This is a genomic window from Virgisporangium aurantiacum (assembly GCF_016863635.1).
Classification (GTDB): Bacteria; Actinomycetota; Actinomycetes; order Mycobacteriales; family Micromonosporaceae; genus Virgisporangium; species Virgisporangium aurantiacum.
The window spans coordinates 143988-169200 of the sequence record NZ_BOPG01000064.1 but is presented as its reverse complement, the minus strand read 5'-3'; the positions used below and the strand labels follow the sequence as shown (position 1 = coordinate 169200).

The 25213-nt window shown below is 69.3% G+C and carries 20 protein-coding genes; 14 read left to right on the top strand and 6 right to left on the bottom strand.

What is annotated here, in order from left to right; translation table 11 throughout:
* The 6 genes from Vau01_RS44020 to Vau01_RS43995 all read left to right on the top strand — a co-directional run.
* The coding region (locus Vau01_RS44020) for an ATP-binding protein (protein ID WP_204006137.1) at positions 1 to 864 on the top strand (864 nt) is incomplete at its 5' end.
* Positions 865 to 868: 4 nt separating this feature from the next.
* Positions 869 to 2809, top strand: a complete 1941-nt coding sequence (locus tag Vau01_RS44015) for a hypothetical protein (RefSeq protein ID WP_204006136.1) — start codon at positions 869 to 871, stop codon at positions 2807 to 2809.
* Between the two features lie 4 nt (positions 2810 to 2813).
* A complete protein-coding gene (locus Vau01_RS44010) occupies positions 2814 to 3440 on the top strand; it encodes a hypothetical protein (protein ID WP_204006135.1) in 627 nt (208 codons plus the stop codon).
* 232 nt (positions 3441 to 3672) lie between these two features.
* Entirely contained in the window at positions 3673 to 5247 is a 1575-nt protein-coding gene (locus tag Vau01_RS44005; protein WP_204006134.1) for a peptidoglycan DD-metalloendopeptidase family protein, read from the top strand.
* 18 nt (positions 5248 to 5265) lie between these two features.
* Complete coding sequence (locus Vau01_RS44000; protein ID WP_204006133.1) at positions 5266 to 6306, top strand: hypothetical protein; 1041 nt, start codon at positions 5266 to 5268, stop codon at positions 6304 to 6306.
* On the top strand, positions 6303 to 8144 hold the full coding sequence (locus Vau01_RS43995) for a type IV secretory system conjugative DNA transfer family protein (RefSeq protein ID WP_204006131.1): 1842 nt from the start codon (positions 6303 to 6305) through the stop codon (positions 8142 to 8144). Before Vau01_RS44000 ends, Vau01_RS43995 begins: the two co-directional genes overlap by 4 nt.
* 27 nt (positions 8145 to 8171) lie before the next feature.
* Here Vau01_RS43995 and Vau01_RS43990 read toward each other — a convergent pair whose 3' ends face one another.
* The gene (locus Vau01_RS43990) at positions 8172 to 11831 is read right to left on the bottom strand and encodes a WD40 repeat domain-containing protein (RefSeq protein WP_204006129.1); all 3660 of its coding nucleotides are present in this window, start codon (positions 11829 to 11831) and stop codon (positions 8172 to 8174) included.
* Positions 11832 to 12120: 289 nt separating this feature from the next.
* Between Vau01_RS43990 and Vau01_RS43985 the strand changes: the two genes are divergently transcribed.
* Positions 12121 to 12651, top strand: coding sequence for a hypothetical protein (locus tag Vau01_RS43985; protein ID WP_204006127.1), 531 nt, complete (start codon positions 12121 to 12123; stop codon positions 12649 to 12651).
* Positions 12652 to 12721: 70 nt separating this feature from the next.
* Here Vau01_RS43985 and Vau01_RS43980 read toward each other — a convergent pair whose 3' ends face one another.
* Entirely contained in the window at positions 12722 to 13270 is a 549-nt protein-coding gene (locus Vau01_RS43980) for a hypothetical protein (RefSeq protein ID WP_204006125.1), read from the bottom strand.
* Between the two features lie 262 nt (positions 13271 to 13532).
* Entirely contained in the window at positions 13533 to 13766 is a 234-nt protein-coding gene (locus Vau01_RS43975) for a hypothetical protein (RefSeq protein ID WP_204006123.1), read from the bottom strand.
* Positions 13767 to 13980: 214 nt separating this feature from the next.
* Here Vau01_RS43975 and Vau01_RS43970 point away from each other — a divergent pair, with 214 nt between their 5' ends.
* On the top strand, positions 13981 to 14364 hold the full coding sequence (locus Vau01_RS43970; protein WP_204006121.1) for a VOC family protein: 384 nt from the start codon (positions 13981 to 13983) through the stop codon (positions 14362 to 14364).
* Positions 14365 to 14367: 3 nt separating this feature from the next.
* Positions 14368 to 15246 (top strand): aminoglycoside phosphotransferase family protein, encoded by an 879-nt coding sequence (locus Vau01_RS43965; protein ID WP_204006119.1) that lies wholly within the window; start codon positions 14368 to 14370, stop codon positions 15244 to 15246.
* Between the two features lie 238 nt (positions 15247 to 15484).
* On the opposite strand, the gene Vau01_RS43960 is transcribed toward Vau01_RS43965, so the two are convergent.
* Positions 15485 to 15919, bottom strand: a complete 435-nt coding sequence (locus Vau01_RS43960) for a MarR family winged helix-turn-helix transcriptional regulator (RefSeq protein ID WP_204006117.1) — start codon at positions 15917 to 15919, stop codon at positions 15485 to 15487.
* Positions 15920 to 15945: 26 nt separating this feature from the next.
* Here Vau01_RS43960 and Vau01_RS43955 point away from each other — a divergent pair, with 26 nt between their 5' ends.
* The 3 genes from Vau01_RS43955 (at position 15946) to Vau01_RS43945 (ending at position 19327) form a co-directional block, all read left to right on the top strand.
* Positions 15946 to 16290, top strand: a complete 345-nt coding sequence (locus Vau01_RS43955) for a hypothetical protein (protein WP_204006115.1) — start codon at positions 15946 to 15948, stop codon at positions 16288 to 16290.
* Positions 16287 to 16820, top strand: a complete 534-nt coding sequence (locus Vau01_RS43950) for an alpha/beta fold hydrolase (protein ID WP_204006114.1) — start codon at positions 16287 to 16289, stop codon at positions 16818 to 16820. The genes Vau01_RS43955 and Vau01_RS43950 overlap by 4 nt, the downstream gene beginning before the upstream one ends.
* A gap of 104 nt (positions 16821 to 16924) precedes the next feature.
* Positions 16925 to 19327 (top strand): glycoside hydrolase family 65 protein, encoded by a 2403-nt coding sequence (locus Vau01_RS43945; RefSeq protein WP_204006113.1) that lies wholly within the window; start codon positions 16925 to 16927, stop codon positions 19325 to 19327.
* A 1-nt stretch (position 19328) separates the two neighbouring features.
* Here the strand turns inward: Vau01_RS43945 and Vau01_RS43940 are convergent, their stop codons facing one another.
* On the bottom strand, positions 19329 to 20528 hold the full coding sequence (locus tag Vau01_RS43940; protein WP_204006112.1) for an ROK family transcriptional regulator: 1200 nt from the start codon (positions 20526 to 20528) through the stop codon (positions 19329 to 19331).
* Between the two features lie 54 nt (positions 20529 to 20582).
* Positions 20583 to 21947, bottom strand: coding sequence for a glycosyl hydrolase family 18 protein (locus tag Vau01_RS43935; protein WP_204006111.1), 1365 nt, complete (start codon positions 21945 to 21947; stop codon positions 20583 to 20585).
* Between the two features lie 172 nt (positions 21948 to 22119).
* Here Vau01_RS43935 and Vau01_RS43930 point away from each other — a divergent pair, with 172 nt between their 5' ends.
* Together Vau01_RS43930 and Vau01_RS43925 are read left to right on the top strand one after the other, a co-directional pair.
* Positions 22120 to 23331: a glycoside hydrolase family 16 protein gene (locus Vau01_RS43930; protein ID WP_204006110.1), complete on the top strand. Its 1212-nt coding sequence runs from the start codon at positions 22120 to 22122 to the stop codon at positions 23329 to 23331.
* A complete protein-coding gene (locus Vau01_RS43925) occupies positions 23328 to 25205 on the top strand; it encodes a ricin-type beta-trefoil lectin domain protein (RefSeq protein ID WP_204006109.1) in 1878 nt (625 codons plus the stop codon). Before Vau01_RS43930 ends, Vau01_RS43925 begins: the two co-directional genes overlap by 4 nt.
* The last annotated feature ends 8 nt before the right edge of the window (positions 25206 to 25213 follow it).

Below are 25213 nucleotides of genomic sequence, written 5' to 3'. Positions count from 1 at the left end.
CACGTGTCACGGGAGCCCACGCCGAACCTGCGGAAGGTCGTCACCCTTCTTCTCGCCGGCGGGGTGGACGCGTTGAAGCCGGAGCGGACGGCGTACATCGAGCAGCAGATGGCCGTCGCCCGTGCGGTCGGCAGCCTGCTGGAGGTCATCAGCGAACTGCCCCTCGGCAACCTGTGCTTCTCGGAGGCGCGCAGCGAGGTCAAGGTTGCCCGCAACCGGCTGACCGTCATCACGCTCGCCGGTCTCTCCCTGCCCACGTCGCGCGTGCCGGTCGACCGTTACACCTACGCCCAACGCCTGTCGGTGACACTGCTCTACCTCGTCACCACCTACACCCGGCAGTTGGTCACCGACCCGATGTACACGGGGCCGAAGGCACTCGTCATCGACGAAGCATGGGCCATCACACAGACCCAGCAGGGCGAACAACTCGTCGCCGAGGTCGCCCGACTCGGCCGGTCACGCAACACCGCGCTCGTCCTCGTCTCCCAGAACGCCAAGGACCTCCTCGCCGAAGACGTCCGCAACTGCCTCACCACCATGTTCATCTTCCGCTCCGAAGACCCGGGCGAGGTGGCCGCGGACATCGAGCTCCTGCGCATCTCCGACAACCCCGAACACCGCCAGACCATCGCGAGCCTCCCCACCGGCCGCGACTCCGAATGCATCATGCGCGACATCCGCGGCCACGTCGGCACCCTGCGCGTCGACATGGCCTACCTCCCCGACATCGTCGCCGCGTTCGACTCCACACCCGACGACGGATCCGGTCGGATCCAGGCCGCCGCCCGCCGCATCGTCACCGACAACAGCGGCCGGATCATCGGCCAACCGGCCGCTCCCGACCATGCCCACACGAGGTAGAGCGATGAAGCACGACCGCAAGCCGGCAGGACAGGCCCCGCTGGTGCGGCCGATCGACGCCGTCGACGCGGCCTTCCTGCGCCGGGTGGTCCGGACCGAACGCCGACGCGCCCGTGTCGGTGTCGTCGGATGGCTGGCACGCGGCGGCGAACGGGCACGGAAGCGCTCGCGTGTGTGGTTGCGTCGAACCGCCGGCCTGGTGCTGATCCTGGCTACGGTCGGCGGCCTGCTCACTGTCGCTTCCCCTGCGAACGCCAGAGAAATCATCACCAACAACTTCTGCAACCGGAAGGTATTCACTCCCGAACGCGCCGACGACGGGTTGGTCGGGGAGGTACTTGAGGCCGAGTACCTGACCAAGATCAACAGCGGCCAGATACCCAAGACCAAGTGGGCGATGTACGGCGTAGCCGGCACTCACTGGAACACCTTCTGGCTCGACTGCCTCGGCGAAGAGCGCGAGCACGCATTTGCCGCCAGCGCGGTTTTCTGGCTCAGTCGGAACCTGTCGGCCATTGCGATCCTCATCTTCATGTGGACCTTCAAAGGCGCGGTGCTCGATGTCTTTCTGTCCGACGACCCCACCATCGCCGGAACGCAGGCCACGCTCGACAACATGATCGAACGCGCGAACATCGACATCTACCTCCAGCTGGTCGCCGTCGCCACGCTCATCGGGGCGACGGTGATTGCCTGGAGGTGGCTCGCGAAACGCTCGGGCGCGTCCGAGGTCTTCAGCAAGTTCGGGTGGATGGTGGTCGTCGCCGGCCTCGCCGGGGTGTACGGCGGCGTCCCCGGTGGCCCGGGGCCGCAGGCGTCGTCGGTGCTCAAGACGGTCAACGACTGGACGAACGGCATCACCGTCGTTGTTCTCAGCGCCTTCACGAGTACCGACTGCGAGACGCCGACGATCGTGTACGACGCGCGATCGTCAGCGCTCGACGACGCGGGACGACGGAGAGTTCGCGACCTTGCGCTCGAGTGTGTAGCAGAGCGAATGTACGAAATAATGATCTATACGCCGTGGGCGATCGGACTGCTCGGACAGTACAACAGAGCCGAGAAAGGACCGGACGGCAAGCGAGGCGAGCCAACGGAGGACGAGAAGCTCGCCGAGCGGATTCTGAAGCAGCAGGCCTACTCCTTCACGGACATCGCAGCGAACAACGCTGGCGCCACGATCCGCGGCGTGTACTACACCGGGCCGCACTACGTCGATGTCAGGGAGTTTTGGGATGACGACATCTGTGCGTTGCCCGAGGAGGCTCGACCGCCTTCGTCGTACTCCGGAAAGTTGTGCGACCGGGCCAGGATGCGCCAGGACGTTTTCGGCGTCGAGGACACTGCGCTTGAAGACGCGGCGACGACTTACGATACGGTGCGGCCAACCAAAAATGCGAACTACTGGAGCCATTGGAGCGGCGGCAAGTCGGAGCAGCGGTTCAGTACCGCCCTCACCGCCCTGGTCGGCTCCGCATCGATCTCTATCATCGTCATCATCGTGTCGATCGCCTATCTGATACTTGAGGTCGGCGCGGTCATGTTCGCTTTGATGGCGCCGTTGGCTTTCCTGTTCGGTCTGATACCGGGTTTCGGCGTTCAAGTATTCCTTCGCTGGCTGGAACTGCTGCTGAGCACGTTCCTCAAACGGATCGTTCTCGGGCTTTTCGTGGGTTTGCTGATGTCCCTCTACAGCGTCGTGTTCTCGATGAACATGCCGTGGGTGATGCGGCTCCTCATTGCCGCCGTCATCGCGATGATCGGACTTGTGTACCGGAGCAGGTTCGTCGACGCGTTCTCGCTGAACTTCTCCGGCGGCCGGGACCACCAGCTCGACGGTGAGCTGAACGGCAGGGTCGGTGCCGGGCTGCTGACCGGAGCCCAGTTCGGCGCGAACCGGGCAATCCGCACCACCACCTGGGCGTGGAACAGGTTGCGGGGTTGATGAGATGTCGCACTGGTCGCGAGCCGACCCCCTGCGTCAGGCTGTTTTCGTCGGCCTGCTCGGTGTCGTCGCATTGGTCGTCTCCGTCATGGCCTATTGCTCCGTGAGTGCAGAACGGCCGTCCGGTCGTTCTGCACCACCGCCCGCGGTGGTCCCCGAACAGCCGCAAAGCTCCGCTCCAACCGAGGTACGTGCGATTCCACCGTCGGTGTCACCCCCTCCGGGTAGTCGGCTGACGCCCGAGGAATTGACGGTGGCCTACAACCGCGCGCTGTCTTTCGTCGATGTGTTCGCCAACGGCCGGTGGGACGAACCTGCCGGTGACCGGATCGCGAGGATCCGGCAGTACGTGGCACCGAAGGCGCTCGACGAGGTGCTCGTGCAGTACCAGCGCGTGCGGCCCAGGGAGGAGGGTCAGGAGGTGTGCACGTTCCGTTCCACCGCTACGAGGTGGCTGATCGTGACCGATCTTCAGGCGAGCCTGATCGTCGACGGGATCCGGACGGTGGATTCGGGTGGCGGGTCCGCCGAGGCGCCGTTGGGGTTCGCTGTCACCATGACGCGCGAGACGGGCCAGTGGCTGGTGATCGCCGCCGCGGACCCGCGAGAGGGCAACACCGGTGCGGGCTGACCTCAGACGCGACGTCGCCCGATCTGGCAGAGGTCCCGGGCGCGCCGTCACCCGGCAGGATCGGGCCGGCAAGGCCCCAGGGGCGGCCGCCGCCCGGAACGGGACGGTTGTCGTAGCGGTCCTCGCCCTGATGTCCCTGACGTGCCTCGGATTCCTTCGAGGCGGCGGGAACGGAAACCTCGCCTACAGCGCAGGCGGGAATGCTGAGGACTGCAGACTGTACGGCGGCTCCGTGGCGCAGAACGGTGGCACGGCGTCGAACGTCGACAACACCGACGACGACGATGATGATGGCAGGGGACCCGTTCCGCTCAACCCCGGCTTCAAGCTTCCGGCGTGGGACCACAATCCCGCCAACCGTGAACAGACCAGAGACCCGTCGGTCACTCCTGGCCCGGTGCCGGAGTACTACATGCACAACGGGCAGCGGATACCGTACCTGGCAACGCTCCTGTCGGCGGCGAGAAGATGGGGCATTCCCTGGTACGTGCTGGCGGCCGTGTCGTGGCAGGAGAGTAAACACGGCTCTCATCCGGATACCTGGATACCCAGGCCGGCCGACGGATCGGTCGGGCCGATGCAGTTCACTCCTCCCACGTGGGAACAGTTCTCCAATATGTTGTCGCAAAAGCCGAACGAAAGGGGCAAGAGGCGCATCGACCGCGTCGAAGACCAGCTCACCATGGCGGCCTTCATGCTCCACACGGCAGCCAATGATCTCCGGAGCCAGAAGTTCACCGACAGCCCGGAGGCCACGATGGCCGCGCTCAACCGGTACAACTACAGGAAACCGTGGCAGAACGACATCCTGTTCTGGGCGGAGAAGTACGCCGGTGGCGGCGCGGTCAATGGCGGTGACGTCACCGGGAGCAGCCCGGTCTGCGGCAGCGACGTGGACACCGGGCAGCTCAAGACAGTCGTCGCCTTCGTCAGGCATCAGGTGACGCGGCTTCTGCCCAACGGTCTACACGTGCCGTACATCTGGGGCGCGACAGGGCCGGACGCGTTCGACTGTTCCGGCTTGATGGTCCAGGCCTACAAGTCCATCGGCGTCAACATCCCGCGGACTACGGCGCCGCAGGCCGATTCAGACATGATGGAGATCGTCGCAAGGCAACCCCTCACCGGCGCGGAGGGCCTTCGACCGGGCGACCTGTTGTTCATCGACAACGGCTACAGGCTTGCTCAGGACCTGTCGACGCGGTTCCCCGGCCGGTACGTCGGGCACGTCGCGATGTTCCTCGGTCTGGACAAGGACGGCCAACCCGAGGTGGGCGAGGCGCACAGCTCCAATGTCGGTCTGCAGATCACGAACTTCAAGACCCGCTGGCAAACGGTGATCGCCGTTGGCCGGGTCAAGGGCATCACCACCGGCGGCGGAGCCGCAGGAACCTGGGCCAGGCCCACCTCCGGCTACGCGGGTTCCCCCTTCGGCATGCGGGACGGGGTGCAGCACAACGGGCTGGACATCGAAACGGGATGCGGTACGCCCATCCGTGCCGTCGCCGACGGCACTGTGATCCTCTCCAGCGGCGACGTCAGTGTCGTCGGTGGATACGGTCAGTACATCCTCATCGATCACGGCGGAGGCCTGCACACCGGGTACGGGCATGAGCAGCAGAGATACGTATCGGAGGGCCAACGGGTCAGCAAGGGGCAACATATCGCCGACGTTGGCACCGAAGGCCGGTCCAGCGGCTGCCACCTGCACTTCGACGTGCGGCAGGCCGCGGCGAACGGTACCCCCTGGACCGGTAAACCGGTCGATCCGATGCCGGTGCTCCGGGAACACGGTGTCCCCTATTAAGAAGGCAAGAGAGGCTCCGTGATGAGAGGGCTGTCCAACCGGATCGTGCGCAGGCTGCGTGAGATCCGGCCGGCGCGCCCGCGCCCCCCGGTCAATCGGCGACGCGTCTACGGTTTCGCCGTCGTCGGTGTGGCGACGCTGAGCCTGCTGGCCCTGTGCGCCGACCGGTCGCGGCTGGCGCTCGGGTTCGCGGTGGCGGTGGTACTGGCGGTGTTGTGGGTGGCCTGGACCGCGCACCGGGCGCTGGTCACCACCGGCCTGGCGCTCGTTTGGTGGTTCATCACCGCGCCGCACGTGGGTCTGCTGGCAGCCGGCGGCAATGGCCCCGCGCAGGTGTCTTTCGCGATGTCACCGGCCATTGCGACGGTCGGTGCCCTCGGCGCGGTCGCCGGGCTCGTCGCCGTCCTGAGCCGGACACCCCGGCCGGCCCTGACGGTGATGTTGGCGTGGGCGACGAACGCGCTCGTCGTCTGGGCCGCCTCGTACCTTCTGCCGACCAACGCCTGGGCGGTCGGCTATGTGGTGACGATCGCGGTGCTCGCCTGGCGGGCCGGCTTCCGGTGGCGCGGCCGGAACCGCGGATGTCCGCCCGGCGTGAACCCCGAACTCCACGCCCTGCTGGCCGCGGTGCCGGGCGGGCACGTCGGCGCGGTCGCCGGCCGGGCGAACCGCACGGTGACCGTCCTGGCGGCGCCGTCGGGCGTCTACAGCGTCACGCCACTGCTCCGTCCGGGCACCGTCGCGACCACACCCCGCGGTTCCCGCCTGCTGATCGACGGCCGCCCGCTGCCGAAGGTGTCGACCGCCGTCCGCGCGTCCCGGCTGACCCGGAACCGGTTACGGACTCCGGTCCAGCCGGTGCTCGCCGTCCTCACCGCCGGATTCGCCGACGGGCTCGCCCGCGCGACCACCGACGGCGCGACCGACGTGCTCGTGATCCGCGGCGATCTGCTGGCCGGCCGGCTCGCCCACGGACCGCCGGTCCTCACCGGAAACCAGCTCCGCCGCCTCGCCCGCCGGATCGGCGCCGCGGCGCCCCCACCCGAGGAGAGTTCGTGAAACGGAACGTCAGCGAGACCGGTGACATCGACGACGCGATCGCGAACGGCGTCAGTTCCCTGGTTTTCGTGCTACCGGTCCTCTACGTGGTAAGTCTCATGATCTGGCTGGCCGGTCAGGCGTCGGCGATTCTGACCGGGAATCCCTGGCCGGACGTGCCTGCCGGTAGGGCACCGGCACTCCTGCTCCGGCTCGCCATGGACCCGGGTCACGTGCACGGTGCGTGGCCGGAAGCGGTCCGGGCCGACCTGGGACCGGGCCGGCTGATCGTGGTGCTGAGCGTCCTGTTCAACCTGCCGGTGGTCGCGCTCGTGGTATTCCTCGTCCGGTTCGCCATCGACTTCCGCCGGCGCCGGGTCTGGCGCCGCTTCCGCCTCGGGTTCGCCTCGCGCAGTGAGATCGTGCAGTTGCTCGGCACCAGGGCGTTGCTGGCACGGGCCCGGTACCTTCGCCCGTCGCTCGCCAGGGTCGGCGGCGTCAAGCCGACCGACGTCGGCTACTACCTCGGTCGTGACAGCAGGTCGGGCGAGAAGTTGTGGGCCTCCGTCGAAGACGGCATGGTCGTCATCGGCGCGCCGCGGCAGGGCAAGGACGCCCACTTCGTCACGGCCAACGTCATCGACGCACCGGGTCCGCTGATCGTCACCTCCTCGCGCACCGACATCTTCACCGCGACCTACGAGGCCCGCCGCGCCGTCGGCAGGGTCTACGTGTTCGACCCGCAGAACTGGACCCGCTGGCCGGAGACGTTGCGGTTCTCACCCGTCCTCGGCTGTGACGACGCCAACGACGCGAAGAAGCGGGCCGACTACCTGATGGGCACCACCGGGTTGACGGTGGACGGGGAGAACGCCCGACCCGTGCTGGAGGCCAAGACGACGCTGCGCCATCTGCTGCACGCGGCGGCGCTCGCCGACCGGACGATCCGTGACGTGGCGCGATGGGCCGGCGACCCCGGCGACCGGGAGCCGATCGACATCCTGCTGCGCTACGAGGCGGTCGGTGCCGCCGCTCCCGGTGCGGCCGCCGCCCTGGAGCGGACAGCGACCGGCGAGACGGGCTACCGCGACAAGGTGTACTACTTCATCAGCCGGGCCATGAGCATGTTCGTCGCGCCCGCGATCATGGATGCCTGCGCCGCCACGGCCGCGGAGGCGTTCACCATGTCGGAGTTCGTCAAGGGCCGGAACACGTTGTATCTCCTCGACCGCGAGGGGGAAGGTAGCCATCTGGGTGCGCTCGTGGCCCTGATTCTGGGCGACCTCGTGGGGCGTGCCCGGACCATGGCCATCCGTAGCCCGGACGGTCGCCTCGATCCTCCACTCACCCTGGAACTCAACGACGCGGTGAGCGTGGCCGCTCTGCCGGGCATCCCGGCGATGATGGTCGACCTCAGCGCCTTCGCGATCGCGGTGCACGTCCATCTCCAGGACCTGTCGGCCGCCCGCCAGGCCTGGGGCGCCGGCGCCGAAGCGTTGTGGAGCAACGCGACGGTGCGCGTGGTGCTCGGCGGCGGTGGACGCTCCGACGACCTCAACGAACTGTCCAGACTCATCGGCAAGACCGACGACCGCAAGGGCGCCGTGGTGCGCGACGTCATGTCGCCCGAGGAGATCCGGACGATGAAGTTCGGCCGGGCGGTGATCCTGGCCCGCTCGGCCCGTGCCGTCGAGGTCGAACTCACGCCGTGGTGGAAACGCCCCGACGGCAAGGAGATCGAGCGGGCGAGGAAGCGCACCGAGGACCAGATCCAGCGGAACATCGAGCTCGCCCGGGCGGAGAGCCAGACCCGGATGCGTCGGGCCGAACACCCTTCCGGATACGGGCCCGACAAATGACCAACCGTCCACGTCACGGACAGGACGTCAGGCGTCGATGCGGAACATCCGGCGTTCGTCGTCGGTCAACTGGCGGGTGACCTGCTGGTCGGCCGCGGCCATCACGGTGGTGATCGGCCCGCAGACGGGACAGCGCCAGGTACGGACGGTGCCGTCACCGTGGACGGTGAGCAGCACGTCGCCGGACGGGTCGAAGCTGGTGGCCTCGACGGAGGCGCCGTGACCGTCGAAGACGATGGGATCGCTCGCGCCGTCCGGTTGCCAGATCCGCACGGTGCCGTCGCTGCCGGAACTGACGATCAGGTGTCCGTCGGCGCTGAACGCCACGGTCCAGGCCACGCCCTGATGCGCGCCGAGGTTCACGGGGGCGTCCGGGTGGGAGAGGTGCCAGACCCGTACCGTGCCGTCGCTTCCCGCGGTGGCCAGGAGGCTGCCGTCCGGGCTGAAGTCCGCGGCCCACACCGGTCCTTCGTGGCCGCGCAGCACGACGGGTTCGCCACCGGCGGCCCAGTTCCACAGCCGGACGCTGCCGTCCCAGCCGGCGCTCGCCACGAGCCGCCCGTCCGGGCTGAACGTGGCCCGGACCGCGCCGTGGTGGCCGCGCAGGACGATCGGTTCACCCCCGTCGGCCGACGAGATGCGGACCGTGCCGTCGGCTCCCCCGCTGAGGATGTGCCGGCCGTCCGGATGAAACGCGACCTGCATGACCGCACCCTCGTGGCCGGTGGACACCAGCTGGCCGTCACCGCCGGACCAGTTCCAGAGCCGTACTTCGCCGTCGAGGGAGGCGCTGACCGCCCGGTTGCCGTCCGGGCTCAGGTCGACGCTGGTCACCTCGTCCCGGTGTCCGCGCAGTACCACGGGTTCGCGGCCGGTCGTGGTGTCCCAGACCCGTACGGTGCGGTCGTGTCCACCGGTGACGATGCGGTGCCCGTCCGCGCTGTAGGCACCGCTCCACACCGAGCCGGTGTGTCCGCGCATGACGAGTGGGACGCCGGTCATCGTGGCGTCCCAGAGCCTGATCGTCCCGTCGTCGCTGGCGCTCGCCAGCCGCTGACCGTCCGGGCTGAACGCGGCCGCCCAGACGGTTCCCTTGTGCCCGCGCAGGATCCGCGGATGGGTGACGCTGCCCGCGTTCCACAGCCGGACGGTCCGGTCGTTCCCCATCGTCGCCACCTGGCCGTCGGCGGCGAAGGCCACCGCTTCCACGGTGCCGTCGTGTCCACGCAACACGAGCGGTGTGCCGCTGCCGCCGATGGGCCAGATCCGCGCGGTGCCGTCGGTGCTGGCGCTCGCCAGCCGTGTGCCGTCCGCGCTGAACACGAGGTACTCCACGGACGCTTCATGTCCGGACAGGACGGTCGGGGCGCCGCCGGCCACCGGCCACAGCCGGATCGTGCGATCGTTGCCACTGCTGGCCAACAGTTTGCCGTCCGGGCTGAAGGCCACGCCCAGTACCGGACCGTCATGGCCGCGCAGCACGACCGGATCCGATCCACCGGTGGTGTCCCACACCCGTACGGTTCCGTCGTCGCTCGCGCTGGCCACTCTGGTGCCGTCGGGGCTGAACACCACGTTGCGTACCGTGCGCTCGTGGGTGCCGAGTACGCGGGACTCACCCGTCGCCGGATCCGGCCACAGCCGGACGGTGCGATCTGCGCCGCCGGTGGCCAGGCGCTGCCCATCGCCGCTGACCGCCACACCCCACACCCGCCCACGGTGGCCCGGTAGCACCACCGGTGCCGTCGAGCGGTCGCTGGCCCAGATCCGCACGGTGCCGTCCTCACCGCCGCTGATCAGGCGGCCCGGCCCGGCGAAGGTCACGGCGTAGACGGGGCCGTCGTGACCGGGCAGCACCGCGCGCAATCGGGACTGCGCCACGGCCTGCCGGAGAACCGCATCGGCCTGCCGGGTGTAGGTCACCGCCACCGCCTGCTTCGCCAGCAGGACCGCGAGTTCGGGGTCGACGTTCAGTTGGCTGCGCGCCTGGGCGGCCAGCTGACGGGACAGGGCCGTATCGCGTTCCCGCTGGGCCCGATCGGCCTGCGTCAACGCCCACGCGGCGAGGACCGACACCACCGCGACAGCCGCGATCAGCGCTGTCACGGTCGCCCGGACGCGCCGTCGCCGCGCCGCGGACTCACGGTCTTCGGCCGCCCGGCTGGCGGTGAGAAACTCCCGCTCCCGCGTGGTGAGCCGGCCGGTGTGCTGTCGAGCCCGTTCCGTCGCCTGGAGCAGCCGCACACCGCGGTACAGCGACCCGCCGTCGCGGTCGTGCGCCAGCCAGATCGCCGTGGCCTCGGACAGTTGCCGCTGCACGCGTAACCCGTCACGGTCTTCACTGATCCATCGACCGAACCGCGGCCAGGCGTGGATGAGCGCCTCGTGCGCGATCTCCACTCCGCTGCGGCCGAGCGTCACCAGGCGGGCACCGGCCAACAGGCGCAGCACCGCGGCAGGTTCGGAGTGGAACTCCGACCACTCCGCCCGCCGCCGGCTGACCTCGGTGTCCTCGCCGACCTCCACCAGGCGCAGCAACGCAGCCTGCACCGCCGCGCGGCCGCGGCCGTCGAGATCGGCGTAGACCCGCTCCGCCGTCTGCGCGATCGCGCCCGCCAGCCCACCGGCCGCCTCGTAACCGGCCAGGGTGATCGCGTTGCCCCGCCGGCGCCGCCACGCCTCCAGCAACGCGTGTGACACCAGTGGCAGCGCGCCCGGTCGGCCGGTCGCCTCCGCCACGATGGTGGACACCAGCGCACCCTCGACGGTGAGACCGGCCCGGGTGGCCGGCCGGGTGATCGCCGCACGCAGTTCCAGCGCCGTCATCGAACCGACCAGGATCTGCGCGTCACGCAGCGCCGTCACCAGGTCGGGACAGGTCGCGCAGCGGGTGTAGACGTCGGCCCGCCCGGCGATCACGACCCTGGCCCGGCTGTCGTCGCCCTGCGCCGCCAGCAGCGCCGCGATGAACGCGTCGCGCTCCGCGGTGTCGTCGCAGAGGGTGAACACCTCCTCGAACTGGTCGACCACGACGAGGAGCTCTCCGTCCCGGTTCTGAGCGTCAACGGCCTGACGGATCGCCAGCCTCAGATGGGTCGGGTCGGTGCCCAGGTCGGTGCGTAACGATCCCGCCGGGACACCGGCGAGCGCCGCGAAGGCCAGCGCGAGATTGTCCAGTGGACGCGCGCCGGGCGTAATCAACACGCAGGCCGTGCTTTCACCGCCGGGTAGCCGGCCGGCCGAGGCGGCCCGCAGCAGCCCGGCGCGCAGCAGTGACGACTTGCCACAGCCGGAGGGGCCGAACACCGCCAGGAAACGCCGTGCCGTCAGCCGCCGCACCATCTCGTCGACCAACGGCTCCCGCCCGAAGTACCACTCCGCGTCGGCCTGCTCGTACGCGGCCAACCCGCGATACGGAGCACGGCCGGCCGCGGGCCGGTCCGCCTCGGCCGGTTCGGCCTGTGCCAACGCCTCGGTCGCCTCCTGCCACCGAGTCTTCCAGTCGGCCTGATCACCACCGCACGCCTCGACGAAGGCCATGGTGACGGCGAGGCTCGGTAGCTTGCGGCCACCGGCCGCCTCGGACAACGCCGTGGCGGAGAAGTGCGCCCGCTGTGCCAACTGTCGATATCCGGGCTTCCCGGCATGGTCACGCAACTGTCGCAACCCGGTGGCGAAAGCCGCCACCGCCCCGTCCGCCGGATCCAACCGACGCTCCGGCCGCGGCATAACGTCACCCCCCGATGACTCGTCGCCGCAGCCATTGTTTGCACATTGATTGTCCAGCTCCTATGTCCGACACCGGACAACCGGACCGGGACTACACCTGACCGCAACGCGATCTGGTTGGGGCGCAACGTCAACGGGCCATGGCCCGGATCGGGGGCGGGCGCCACGGCGCGAGAAAAGAACACGACACTCGCGGCGGAAAGATCCACCAACAGGCAGCGATCAATTGTTCCAACGAGGAGGAGCTGTGCTCGAACTGACCAACACGATCGGAAAACAACCCACCAGGGGTCGCGGCCTCGCCCTGGTCCTCACCGCGCTCGTGGTGCTGGCCGGCATGCTCTCCGCGCCGGGACCGGCTGCGGCCGCCCCGGCGCCGGTCGCCGATCCGGGTCTGCGGTCCGCCGCGGACTGCGAGGGTGGGCGCAACGGCTTCGTCGACATCCCGGACACCCTGCGCGGCACCGTCGCCCCCGTCGCGAACAACCCCCGCGACCTCGGCTTCGGCGTGCGGGCGATCCTCTACTACGGCAACGTGGGCGGCGTCCAGCGGGGATGGGCGATGATCGACGGCAGCACGATCACCGGCGACCTGGTCTGGATGGACTGGACCACCAACGGGGGCGCGTCGTGGCTGCAGTGCGGGCCGTTCTCGGTCGGCGGCACCGGACGGACCAAGACCAGCGCGGCCAAGAACACCAGCAGCAGCGCTCTGTGGCAGTTCCGCGCCTGTGGCCGGGCGGTCGGTGGTCAATCACGGTGCACCAACTGGTGGTGACCACGCACTAGTCACGTGGGATGACCCGAGAGCGGGCTCTCGGGTCATCCCACGTCAGATACGGTTCTCGTTACGGCTTGACCTGGACGCCGTCCGTCGGGTTCAGAATGTCGCAGCTGCCACCCCAGACGAGGGTGACGAAACCGCTCAGTCCGGCGGTCACCCAACCCGCGCCCGTGAACTGCCTCGAGACGGCGTCGTACTGGGAGGAGAACCGTCCGGCGATGTCCGACCAGCCGCTGCTACCGCCGGTTGCCCAGTTGTACCAGGACACCCGCAGCGAGTGGACGGCGACGGCCCCCTGGATGGACACGTACCCGTACGAGACGTTCATCCGGCCGCCATTGAGGTTGTAGAGCCAGATGTAGCTGGTCCCGCACCAACCGTCGATAGCACTGGCCGTACCGATCTGGCCGTCGGCGGTGCACAGCTGGTGCTCAACGGCATACGCCCTGGCCTGGTCGGTCATGTTCACGCAGTTCAGCGCCATGTCGACGCGGATCAACTTGCCCTGCGCCTCCGCACTGGCCGCGCTCGGCGCCTCGCCCGTCGTCTCCGCACTGGCCGAGCCGGGCCCGACAAGCACCAGCGTTGCCATCGCCGCCACGACCAGCGCCATCGATAGGAATGACCGCCTGACACCGTGCATTCGTTGCGCTCCTTCAAGCGTTGCCTACTCACAACGCAGCTCGACATTCACGGGAAACAATCGAACGAAGTCAAGCAGCACCCGCTGTCGCCACGGTCACGGTCGACTCTCCCCGCAATGACACACGTCAGCGGGCCCTGAATCTGCTGATGGACCTCGGCTCGCACTGGACACACCTCGGGTTTGGTCCCATGATGAACATTTACCATGCATAGACCTCACCGCCCTTTGATCAGGGGATCGACGGGCCCCACACGGGCAGGTGATCGTGCGCGGCGGGATCCGTCGGCTCGCTGAGCCTGAAGTGGTTGCCGAACGGGTCGGGCATGGTGAGCACGCGCGCGCCCCAGTGCGTCACCGAGATCGGTGGCACTGCGAGCGCCGGGCCGAACACACCCAGGTCCCTCGCGAGCAGCTCGTCGCGGTAGGCGGCGAAGACCTTGCGCGCCGATGTTCTCGCCCGCACCCAGGTCGACCTCACGCACAGCCAGTGCCTGCGTTGCTGACTCGTTCGCCGTAACCGCGGACGATCAGATGCGGATCGGGGCACATTCACCGAACCCTGTGCGGGCGCAAGCGGCTGGCTGTACCGGGCCGACCCCACGATATCGACCCCCGCCCGGAACCGGTCGACGGAAACCCGGTCGCGGGGGTGGGGCGGCGCCGGTACCGTCTGCCGGATGAGCGGCCTCGAGGCGATCGTGCTGGACTGTCGTGGTGCGGCGGCGCTCGCGCGGTTCTGGGAGGTCGCGCTCGGCTGGCGGATCCGGCCGTACGACGACGCCGAGGTCGCCCGGCTCGCCGCCCTGGGCCTGACACCGGAGACCGATCCGATGGTGGCCGTCGACTCCCCCGACGGTTCGCTGACCTTCTTCCTCCAGCAGGTTCCCGAATCCAAGGTCGTGAAGAACCGCGTGCACGTCGACGTCCGGCTCCGCGACCGCGCCCATCTGGAGCAACTTCTCGCGTTGGGCGCCACGGTTCTGTCCGAGCACGACGACGGCCTACGGGTCATGGCCGATCCCGAAGGCAACGAATTCTGCGTCACGAGCCTGGACAGTTAGGCCGTGCCGCTCCCGCCCCTGGCCGACGTGCTGCCCGACGGCAGTGTCGTCACCGAGGTCGTGCCGCGCACCGGTGGATCGCTGAGCACGGTGTACGAGGTGCGCCTCGCCGGTGCCGAGCCGCTGATCGTCAAGCAGTACTCCGACGAGTGGCGGTGGAAGCAGCCGAAGGAGGTGCACGTCTACGGGATGTTGGCCGGCGTCGGCTCGGTGCCGCGGGTCGTGCGCGTCGACTACGAGCGGGCGCTCACGGCGCTCACGATGCTGCCGGGCAAACCGATGTGGGAACGCGCGTCGGAGCCCGACACCGACCGGGCCGCGTACCGCCGGATGGGAGAGTTCCAGGCCGCGCTGCACCGGATCCGCCTGCCGGCGTACGGATACATCACGACCGAGATCCTCGATCCGGTGGCCGACAACACGACGCACATGCGGCAGAAGTTTGCCCGGCAACTGGGCGAGTTCCGCGCGGCCGGCGCCCCGTCCGACGTCCACGACGCCGTCGCCCGGCGGGTGGCCGCCGGCGAATCGTGTTTCGCCGCCTGTGACGGCCCGGTGCTGTGCCACAACGACCTGCACGAGGGCAACGTCCTGGTCGACGACGCGGGAACCGTCACCGGATTCATCGACGTCGAGAACGCCGAGGCCGCCGACCCGATGACCGATCTGGCGAAGACGCTCCAGTTCGAGCTCACCGGGTCCCCGGCGAAGCGCGCCGCCCTGCTCGACGGGTACGGCCCGCTGCCGCCCTTCGGCGAGGAGCGGATCGAGCTGTACCGGCTGTACCACGCCCTCGAACTGTGGACGTGGTTCAGCTCGATCGGCCACACGAAACCCTTGCCCGCACTGCTCGACAGCCTCCGGTCACTGTCGAAACGGTGATCGTGCGCAACGCGGCGGCCCGGGACAAGGACCCCGGACCGCCGCAGCCGACACCGCGGAACCACATCGCGACAGGGGGGAATTCGGGCTGCCCGGCGATTGCAGAGACCTCTGCCGACGCCGGCTCCATATGGACGCCGCGCATGTGAACGGTGCCGCTCAAACCTAGAGCAACCGTCCGCCGACGACGCCGTTGCTGAGCGAACTCTGACCGAGTTCCCAGCGTTCTCTGGGTTGACTACTCCCGGTCCCGCAGGATCTGCACCAGAAGCGACAGGTCGTCGCGGAGCCTGGGCCAGTCGATGCCGGTGGCCTCGGCCTCGATGCCGTCGATCCAGGATGCGTGTTCGCGGCCGATCGCCGCGAGCGCCGCGCGGCCGCGATCGGTGACGACGAAGAGCTTGGACACGCGGTGACGGGGATTGTCGTCGTAGCGGCCGAGGCCCTCGGTGACGAGTTCGTCGGCGATGCGTTGCACGCCCTGGCGGTGGAGCCCGAGGCGGCGGGCGATGTCGGGCACGGTCGCGGCGGGCTCCACCGCCAGAGCGGCCTGGAGGACCATGCGGCGCGCGTGGGTCTGGCCGGCCGCCGACGCGATCCGCTCACCGGCCTCGCGCATGAGGCGGTTGGCCTCGAACAACTGGTGGATCGCCGCGTCGGCCATTGACAACATGTTGTCACTCTCCATAAGGTACCGAAGTGACAACATGTTACCAGTTGCTCCGTGGGCCGCTGCCCGAGCTGCCGCGGACCGCACGCGATCTGGCCGGACGGCTGGAGACGACGGTTTGGCCACCCCTGCCGGAAGGCGGGCGACACTTCGCGGTCGACGGTGCGGGATACCTGCACCTGCAGTCCCGGCGGCCCGACTCGCCGGCATTCGCGCTGGCCGCCTTGCCGGCCGGGCTGCTCGCGGCCCGCGAGAACACGCTCGTCGCCTGGTACGAGCACGGGACCGGCGGGCACGTCGCCGCGCTGGACGCGCCGACGGAGTTCGTCGCGGACCTCACCGATCTCATCCACCGGACAGGAGCGCTGCGATGACCGTCACCCTTCTCGGCGGTAGCGGCCTCGGACCGTGGGCATGGCAGCGCGTCGTCCCACTCCTCCACTCCCGCGGAATCCGCACCCGCACCCCGCGGCTCCGGCCGACCGCCTCCTCCCTGACCGACTGGATCGACGACGCCACCGATCCGGGCGGAACCGATGTGACGCTCGTCGCGCACTCGTTCGCCGGATACGTCGCGGCGGGCCTGCTCGCCCGCGACCCCGCCCGGATCTCGACGGTGGTGTTCCTCGACGCCGTCCTGCCGCAACCCGGCCGGTCGTGGTTCGACGTGATGGGACCCGACGTGGAGGCCTACCTGACCTACGCCGAGCCGGCGATCGCCGAACCGCTGGATCCGACCCGTACGAGGCTCGTCTACATCAGGTGCCTGCGCACCACGCCGCCGGCCGCGGCCGTCGACGGGACCGGCTGGACCGTCCACCCGCTCGATGCCGGGCACTGGCCGATGGTCACCCGTCCCGAGGAGACCGCCCGGCTCATCGGGGAGTGCGCCGGCCGGCCCTGAGCGGGACCCGCGTTTTCGGGGACGCTTACACTCCGGATCGTGGAACACCTGTCACACCGCCGAACCCGAGTCCTCCTCAGCCGCCCGGGGAATCGGCGTCCCGCATGCTGAAGCGCGAGTTCGTCCTGCCGCCGGAGCACCTCTACCCGCCAGACGAGTGGCGCATCGTGGAGACGCGGTACACCGACGAGTACGCCGATCGGGCCGAGACGGTCTTCTCGCTCGGCAACGGGTTCCTCGGCGTCCGCGGCACGTTCGAGGAGGGACGTCCGGCGCGGTCGCCGGGTACCTACGTCAACGGACTCCACGAGACCTGGCCGATCGTGCACGCCGAGGAGGCGCACGCCCTGGCCCGGCTCGGCCAGACGATCGTCATCGTGCCCGACAGCACGATCTTCAAGCTGTACGTCGACGACGAGCCGCTGTTCCTCGCGACCGCCCGGCTGCGGGACTACCGGCGGATCCTCGACATGCGCAACGGCATCCTGTCCCGCGAGTTCGTGTGGGCCCTGCCCAGCGGCAAGCACGTCCGGGTCCGGTCGACCCGGCTGGTCTCGTTCGAGCACCGTCACCTGGTCGCGATGACCTACGAGGTGACGATGCTGGATCACGCGGCACCCGTGGCGATCTCCTCCCAGGTGGTCAACCGCCAGGACAGCCGACCCGTCGACGAGATGCCCGAGCAGCGGCCGAGCGACCCCCGGCTGGCCAAGGTGCTGCCGCAGCGGGTGCTCAACGCCCGGGTCACCGAACAGGTGGACTCCCGGGTGCTGCTCGGCTACCGCACGACCAACAGCAGGATGACGCTCGCGGTGGGCGTCGACCACGTCGTCGACACGCAGTGCCCGTACCAGGTCGAGGGCTCCGTCGACCAGGACAACGGCGAGGTCCTGATCACGGCCGACGCGTCACCCGGGGTTCCGATCCGCATCACCAAGTTCGCCACCTACCAGGGATCGCGCACCATCCCGGTGCCGGAACTGGTCGACCGCAGCCGGCGCACGCTCGACCGGGCGCTGCGGACCGGGTTCGACACGCTCGTCGAGCAGCAGCGCCACCAGCTCGACCAGTTCTGGGACCGGGCCGACGTCCGCGTGGAGAGCCGGTCCGACCAGGTACGCCGTCAGCAGGCGATCCGGTGGAACCTCTTCCAGGTGGCGCAGGCGTCGTGGCGCGCCGAGAACGCCGGCATCCCCGCCAAGGGCCTGACCGGGCACGCCTACGACGGGCACTACTTCTGGGACACCGAGATCTACGTGCTGCCGTTCCTGTCGTACACGCAGCCCAGGATCGCGGCCAACCTGCTGCGGCACCGGCACAGCATGCTCGACCTGGCCCGCGACCGGGCGAAGGCGATGAGCCAGAACGGTGCGCTGTTCCCGTGGCGGACGCTCACCGGCGAGGAGGCCTCGGCCAACTTCCAGACCGGCACGGCCCAGTACCACATCAACGCCGACATCGCGTACGCGATCCGGCGGCACACCAACGTGCAGGGCGACCTGGACCTCATGTGCGAGGTCGGCGCGGAGATGCTCGTGGAGACGGCCCGGCTGTGGGAGGACCTCGGCTTCTACGGCGCCGACGGCAAGTTCCACATCTACGGGGTGACCGGGCCGGACGAGTACACGACCGTGGTCAACGACAACACGTACACCAATCTCATGGCCCGGCTGAACCTCAGCTACGCGGCGAGCACGGTCCGGATGCTGCGGAAGGAACGGCCGGACGCCTACGTCGTCCTCGCCCACGAGGTGGATCTGCGTCCCGACGAGATCGAGTCGTGGGAGCGCGCGGCGGCCGCCATGCACGTGCCGTACGACCCGCAGCGCGGCATCCACCCGCAGGACGACACGTTCCTCAAGCGCGAGATGTGGGACCTGAAGAACACGCCGCGGGAGAAGTTTCCGCTGCTGCTCCACTACCACCCGCTGGTCATCTACCGGTACCAGGTGATCAAGCAGGCCGACATCGTGCTGGCCATGTTCCTGCTCGGCAACGAGTTCTCGCAGGAGCAGAAGCGGGTCAACTACGAGTACTACGACCCGCTGACCACCGGCGACTCGTCGCTGTCCGCGTGCGTGCAGAGCATCCTGGCGGCCGAGATCGGCAACGAGCGGCAGGCGTTGCAGTACTTCAACTACGCGTTGCTCATGGACCTGGCCGACATCGCCGGCAACACGTCGAACGGGGTGCACATCGCCTCGGCCGCGGGCGTCTGGTCGTCGCTGGTGTTCGGCTTCGGCGGGGTCCGCGACTTCCACGGCGACCTGTCGTTCGCTCCCGCGCTTCCGCGGGTGTGGAGTTCGCTGTCGTTCTCGCTGCGGTTCCGCAAGCGGCAGATCCGGGTCCGGCTCAGCCAGGACGAGGAGCGCTACCTGATCGAGGAGGGTGAGCCGCTCGAGGTGACCATCCGGGGCGAACAGCACCTGCTCCGCACGGACGTTCCCGTCGTGATCCCCCGGGACCCGGCGGCGAACCGGCGCCGCCGGGAACCGGTGGTGGACTGACTCAGAGGTTCACCGTGCCGCCGGCGGCGAGGAGGCGGGCCACCGGAAGGGTGGCCGCGCCGAGCGCCACCGCGTCGACGCCCAACCGGCCCAGTTCGATCGTGGTCTGCTCGAAGGGCTTGCGGAGCGCGTGCCGCTCGGCGGACTCGCGGATCTGCGGGAGCAACCGCGGGCCGAGGAGCTGGCCCGCCCAGCCGCCCACCACGACCCGCTCGGGGTTGAAGAGGTTGATCAGGTTCGCCACGCCGGCGCCGAGATAGCCGGCCGTCTCGTCGAGCACCCGCCGGGCGGTCGGCGTCCGGTCGGCGGCGGCGAGCAGCGCGGCGATCCGGGACTCCTCGTCGGCGCCGGGCACGGCGCGGCCCCGGCGGGCCTCCCGGTACCGTTCGATGACGGCCTCGGCGCCGACGTACGCCTCGAGGCAGCCGTCGGCGCCGCACCGGCACGCGCGTCCCCCGTACACCAGGGTCGTGTGCCCCCACTCCCCCGCGCTGCTGGCGGCGCCGCGGAACGTGACGCCGTTGGTCACCACCGCGGCGCCCACGCCGGAACCCACCAGCGCGAACACCGCGTGCCGGGCGCCGCGCCCGGCGCCGAACCACATCTCGGCCTGCCCGTGCGTCTTCGCGCCGTTGTCGATGTACAGCGGCACGTCGACAACGGCACGGATCATGCGCTCCAGGGGGACGCCGTCCCAGCCGATCGTCTGCGCGTAGACGACGGCCTCGGGGTCCTGTACCACGACGCCGGAGACGCCCACGCCCACGCCGAGCAGGTCCGAGCGGCGGACCCCGGCCCGCTCGACGACCGCGGCCAGCCCGGCGGCGATGTGCCGCACCACCGTCTCCGGGTCGGGCAACGCCTCGTCGAGCGGGTAGTCGGCGCTCGCCAGTTGCGTCATGGCCAGGTCGAAGAGCTCCACCCGCACCCGGGTCTCCCCGACGTCGACCCCGGCCACGAGCGCGAAGCGCGGCGCGACGCGCAGGCTCATGCTGGGCCGCCCGCCGTCCGATTCCAGGGCGCCGGCCTCGACCACGAGACCGGCGCCGATCAGCTCGCCCATCAGGTTGCTGACCGCCGGCAGGCTGAGACCGGTGCCGCGGGCGAGGTCCTGGCGGGTCAGCGGGCCGTCCAGGAACAGCGTCGACAGCAGCGCCGACCGGTTGCGCAGCCGCACGCTGCGGTTCGTCGTCCGTTCCACCCGTGTCACCCTACGGCGGCCGTCCACAGGGGACGGCCGCCGCGGGTCGAACTGCTACGGGAGGGTCCAGCGCTGGTTGGCGCCGGCGAAGCAGTCCCAGATCTGCAGCCGCGCACCGTCGGCGGAGCTGTTGCCGGTGACGTCGAGGCACCGGTTCGACGCCGGGTTGCGCAGCGTGCTGTCGGCCGCGTTGTACTGCCAGACCTGCGCGCCGGTGCCGTTGCAGTCCCAGAGTTGGATCTGCGTGCCGTTCGCGGTGCCGGCCGAGGCGACGTCCATGCACTTGCCCAGGGCGCGCACCGTGCCGTCCGTGCCGACGGTCCACGTCTGCGCGTTGGTGCCGTTGCAGGCGTACAACTGGACGGCCGTCCCGTTCGCCGTCGACGCGGCGGCCACGTCGACGCACTTGCCGGCGAGGCCCGTGATGCGGCCGGTGCGGCCGGTCGGCGGCTGGCTGCCGCCCATCGCGGTCACGTAGGCCTCGTTGATCAGCGAGTTGGCGCCGGTGGCGTCCTGGGACAGCTCCCAGAACATGATGCCGCCGCCGTTCGCCATGGCCCACTGGGTCTTGCGGCGCACCGTCGTCAGGCCGTTGTAGCACTCGTTGGAGCCGTTGACCGTCGTGCAGTCGCGGTTGGCGTTGGCCGTGTCGCGGGAGACGAGGTCGGCGAACGTGTAGTAGCTGGGCCGCGAGTAGACGGGCACCCCGATGACCGCCTTGCTCGCCGGCAGGCCGCGACCCTTCCAGAAGTTGACCGCGTTGACCGACCAGTCGTAGTTCGCGTGCGGGCTGCCGCCGTCGTACGTCATGATGTTCAGCCAGTCGACGTAGCCGAAGACGGCCGGCTGCACCCCGTTCGCGGTGCCGCCCTCGGAGACGACGGCGGCGGTGAGCAGCTTGCCCCGGCTGTGCATCGCGGTGCTCAACTGCGACATCAGCGCCGTGTAGTTGTTGGCCGACGCGCCCGGATCCGGGTACTCCCAGTCGATGTCGACGCCGTCGAGGTTGTACTGGTTGACGAGGTTGACGACGTTGTTGACGAACGCCGTCCGCGCGCTGGCGTTGCCGGCCATGGCCTCGAACCCGGAGTCGTTGCCGTCGTTCCAGCCGCCGATCGCGATCGACACCCGGACGCCCTGGGCGTGGCCCAGCGACACGATCGACTGCAGCTTCGCCGGGTTCTCCACCGCCGTCAGGGTGCCGTTGCCGTTGGGCAGGACGAACGCGTAGTTGATGTGGGTCAGCTTGCCGTACTGGATGGCGTTGGCGCTGCCGGCCCACGACGGCATGTAGCCGATGCTCTTGAACCCGTTCGGCAGCGCGGCCGCGTGGGCGGCGGGTTGGACGGCGAGGACGAGGGTCGCCGTCATGAGGGCCGCGGCCGTGAGCGGCGACCAGCGTGATCGGGCGGAGGACATGGGTGCTCCTACGGGGGGTGGGGAGGGTGCTGGAACGGTAGAAAGATCCAGCGGCGACTGTCAATGCATGACTTAATTTAAGTCCTGCATTGACGGCTGGTCCAGACCAGTCGTAGCCTTCGATAGATCTGTTGACAACCTCGCGGACCCGCCCCCATGAGGAGCCATCAACATGCGCAGACCCAACCTGTCCCGCTCCGCCGCGCTGGCCGCATTGCTGGTCGTTGCCGGCTTCGTCGTCATGTCGGCACCGGACACGGCGCGAGCCGCGGTCGTGTGGAGCGAGGAGTTCAACGGCCCCGCGGGGCAAGGCGTGAACACGTCGAGGTGGAACTTCGACACCGGTGGCGGTGGCTTCGGCAACCAGGAACTCGAGTACTACAACAGCGGCACCAGCAACGTCTTCCAGGACGGACAGGGCAACCTGGTGATCGAGGCGCGCCGGGAGAGCGGCGGGCACACCTGCTGGTACGGCACGTGCCAGTGGACGTCCGGACGGATCAACACCGCCGGCAAGTTCACCCAGCTCTACGGTCACGTCGAAGCCAGGATCCAGGTCCCGAAGGGCGTCGGCCTCTGGCCGGCGTTCTGGATGCTCGGCGGCGGCACCTGGCCCAACGGCGGCGAGATCGACATCCTGGAGAACGTCGGGCGCGACCCGAACACCGTGTACGGCACCATCCACGGCCCCGGCTACTCCGGCGGGAACGCGGTGGGCGGCACGCGCAACATCGGTCAGCCGGTGGGCAACGCGTTCCACGTCTTCGCGGTCGACTGGTCGCCCAACCTCATCGTCTGGACGCTCGACGGCTCCGAGTACTTCCGCGCCACCCCCGCCAGCGTCCGTGGCAACGCCTGGGTGTTCGACCACCCGTTCTTCATCATCCTGAACCTCGCGGTCGGCGGCTCCTTCCCCGGCAGCCCGAACGCCGGCACCCCGTCGGTCAACCGCATGCTGGTCGACTACATCCGGGTCAGCACGAACGACCCGCCGACCGGCGGCACCAACGCGTTGCGCGGAACCGAGAGCGGCCGCTGCATCGACGTGCCCGGCGCCAACCCGGCGGACGGCGTCCGGCTGCAGGTCTACGACTGCAACGGCACGGCGGCGCAGCGGTGGACCGTCGGGTCGGACGGCACGGTCCGCGCCCTCGGCAAGTGCATGGACGTGGCCGGCGCGGGCACCGCGAACGGCACGGCGATCCAGCTGTACACGTGCAACGGCACCAATGCCCAGCGGTTCACCGTCACCACCGCCGGCGACCTGGTGAACGCCGGCGCCAACAAGTGCGTCGACGTGGCCGGCCACGGCACCGCGAACGGGTCGCAACTCCAACTGTGGGACTGCACCGGCGCCGCGAACCAGAAGTGGACGAGAATATGAGACACAGGACCGGAATCGCGTTGCTCGTGCTGTGTACGGCCGCCGGGTCCGCCGCCGTGTCCGCGTCCGCGGTGACCTCGCCGGCGTACGCGGCCAACGAAACGGTGAACATCTGGCTGACCACCACGTCCGACTCCGGTGGCCGCACCGTCACCCGCGGCCTGCAGCAGCAGACGCCCGTCGCGTTCGCGGCCAGCAGCCCCGGCGCGTCGAACACCATCACCGTCAACGAGAACGTCAGGTATCAGGCGTTCGAGGGCGGCGGCGCCTCGATCACCGACACCACCGCGTACCTGCTGCGCGGCGGGCCGATCAGCGCGGCCACCCGCGACGAGGTGATGCGGCGGCTCTTCCACCCGACCGACGGAATCGGATTGTCGTTCGTGCGCAACCCGATCGGCGCATCGGACCTGTCGCGGCCCGGCATGGTCTCGCTCGACGACACGTGCTGCAACCTGAACGACTTCTACTCCAACGGTTACGACACCAACGTCCGGCTCCTCACCGCGCAGGCCCGCACGCTCAACCCGGCCCTGCGGGTCAAGGGCGTGCCGTGGAGCGCGCCGGGGTGGATGAAGGACAACGGCCGGATGGACCAGATGGGCTGGCTGAAGGCGGAGTACTACGCGATGTACGCCCAGTACTTCGTCAGGTACGTCCAGACGTACCAGGCGGCCGGTGTCCCGATCAACTACATCTCCGTGCAGAACGAACCCAACTGCTGCCAGGCCGGCAACCCGACGGCGATGACGTACCCGGGCATGAGCTGGAACGCGTCCGGGCTCATCGAGCTCACGAAGAACCACATCTTCCCGGCCTTCCGCGCCGCCGGCATCACCACGAAGGTGCTCGTGCACGACTGGAACTACGGCGACTACCCCAACTTCGGTGGCCAGATCCTCGCGGACGCCGCGCTGCGCAACGATCCGCTCTTCGGCGGCATCGCATGGCACGGTTATTTCGGTGACCCGGGTGTGGGCACGCAGGTGCACAACCAGTACCCGGCCGTGCGGCAGTTCAGCACCGAGCACTCGGGCGGCACCTGGATCGGCAACCAGCACAACGAAGACCTGGCCGACATCGTCAACTACGCCCGGAACTGGAGCGGCAGCCTCGTCAAGTGGAGCCTCGCGCTCAACCAGAACATGGGACCGCACAACGGCGGCTGCGGCACCTGCACCGGCCTGATCACCGTGCAGGAGGGCGGCGCGCGCGCCGGCCAGGTCGACTACACGATCGAGTACTACACGACCGGGCACCTCACCAAGTTCGTCCGTCCCGGCGCGCAGCGGATCGAGTCCAACAACACCACCGTGCAGAACGTCGCCTGGCGCAACACCGACGGGTCCAAGGCCCTCATCGCCCACAACGGCGGCACGGGCAGCCAGTCGGTACGCGTCGTCTGGGGCGGGCAGTCGTTCACGTACACGCTGCCGGCCCGCACCACCGCGACGTTCACGTGGTCCGGCACCCAGTCCGGCGGCGGCGGGAGCACCGGTCCGATCACCGGCCTCGGCGGAAAGTGCGTCGACGTGGCCGGTGCCAACCCGGCCAACGGCACCGCCGTGCAGCTCTACACCTGCAACGGCACCGCCGCCCAGCAATGGACGCGCGGCGCCGACGGCACCCTCCGCGCGCTCGGCAAGTGCCTGGACATCGCCGGACCCAGCACCGCCAACGGCGCGCAGACCCACCTGTGGGACTGCCACGGCGGCACCTCGCAACAGTGGACGTCCACCGCGAGCGGCGACCTGACCAGCGTCTACGCCAACAAGTGCCTCGACGTCACCGGAAACACCTCCGCCGACGGCACCCGCCTGCAGATCTGGACCTGCACCGGCAGCGCCAACCAGAAATGGACGGTGCCGGCCTGATCAGAGCG

Bases quoted from the DNA above. Each gene is read 5' to 3' on its own strand.
- Vau01_RS43945 (WP_204006113.1), top strand. From the start codon at position 16,925: ATGCTGAAGCGCGAGTTCGTCCTGCCGCCGGAGCACCTCTACCCGCCA.
- Vau01_RS43935 (WP_204006111.1), bottom strand. From the start codon at position 21,947: ATGTCCTCCGCCCGATCACGCTGGTCGCCGCTCACGGCCGCGGCCCTC.
- Vau01_RS43970 (WP_204006121.1), top strand. From the start codon at position 13,981: ATGAGCGGCCTCGAGGCGATCGTGCTGGACTGTCGTGGTGCGGCGGCG.
- Vau01_RS43930 (WP_204006110.1), top strand. From the start codon at position 22,120: ATGCGCAGACCCAACCTGTCCCGCTCCGCCGCGCTGGCCGCATTGCTG.
- Vau01_RS43950 (WP_204006114.1), top strand. From the start codon at position 16,287: ATGACCGTCACCCTTCTCGGCGGTAGCGGCCTCGGACCGTGGGCATGG.
- Vau01_RS44015 (WP_204006136.1), top strand. From the start codon at position 869: ATGAAGCACGACCGCAAGCCGGCAGGACAGGCCCCGCTGGTGCGGCCG.
- Vau01_RS44010 (WP_204006135.1), top strand. From the start codon at position 2,814: ATGTCGCACTGGTCGCGAGCCGACCCCCTGCGTCAGGCTGTTTTCGTC.
- Vau01_RS43925 (WP_204006109.1), top strand. From the start codon at position 23,328: ATGAGACACAGGACCGGAATCGCGTTGCTCGTGCTGTGTACGGCCGCC.
- Vau01_RS43960 (WP_204006117.1), bottom strand. From the start codon at position 15,919: ATGTTGTCAATGGCCGACGCGGCGATCCACCAGTTGTTCGAGGCCAAC.
- Vau01_RS43980 (WP_204006125.1), bottom strand. From the start codon at position 13,270: ATGGCGCTGGTCGTGGCGGCGATGGCAACGCTGGTGCTTGTCGGGCCC.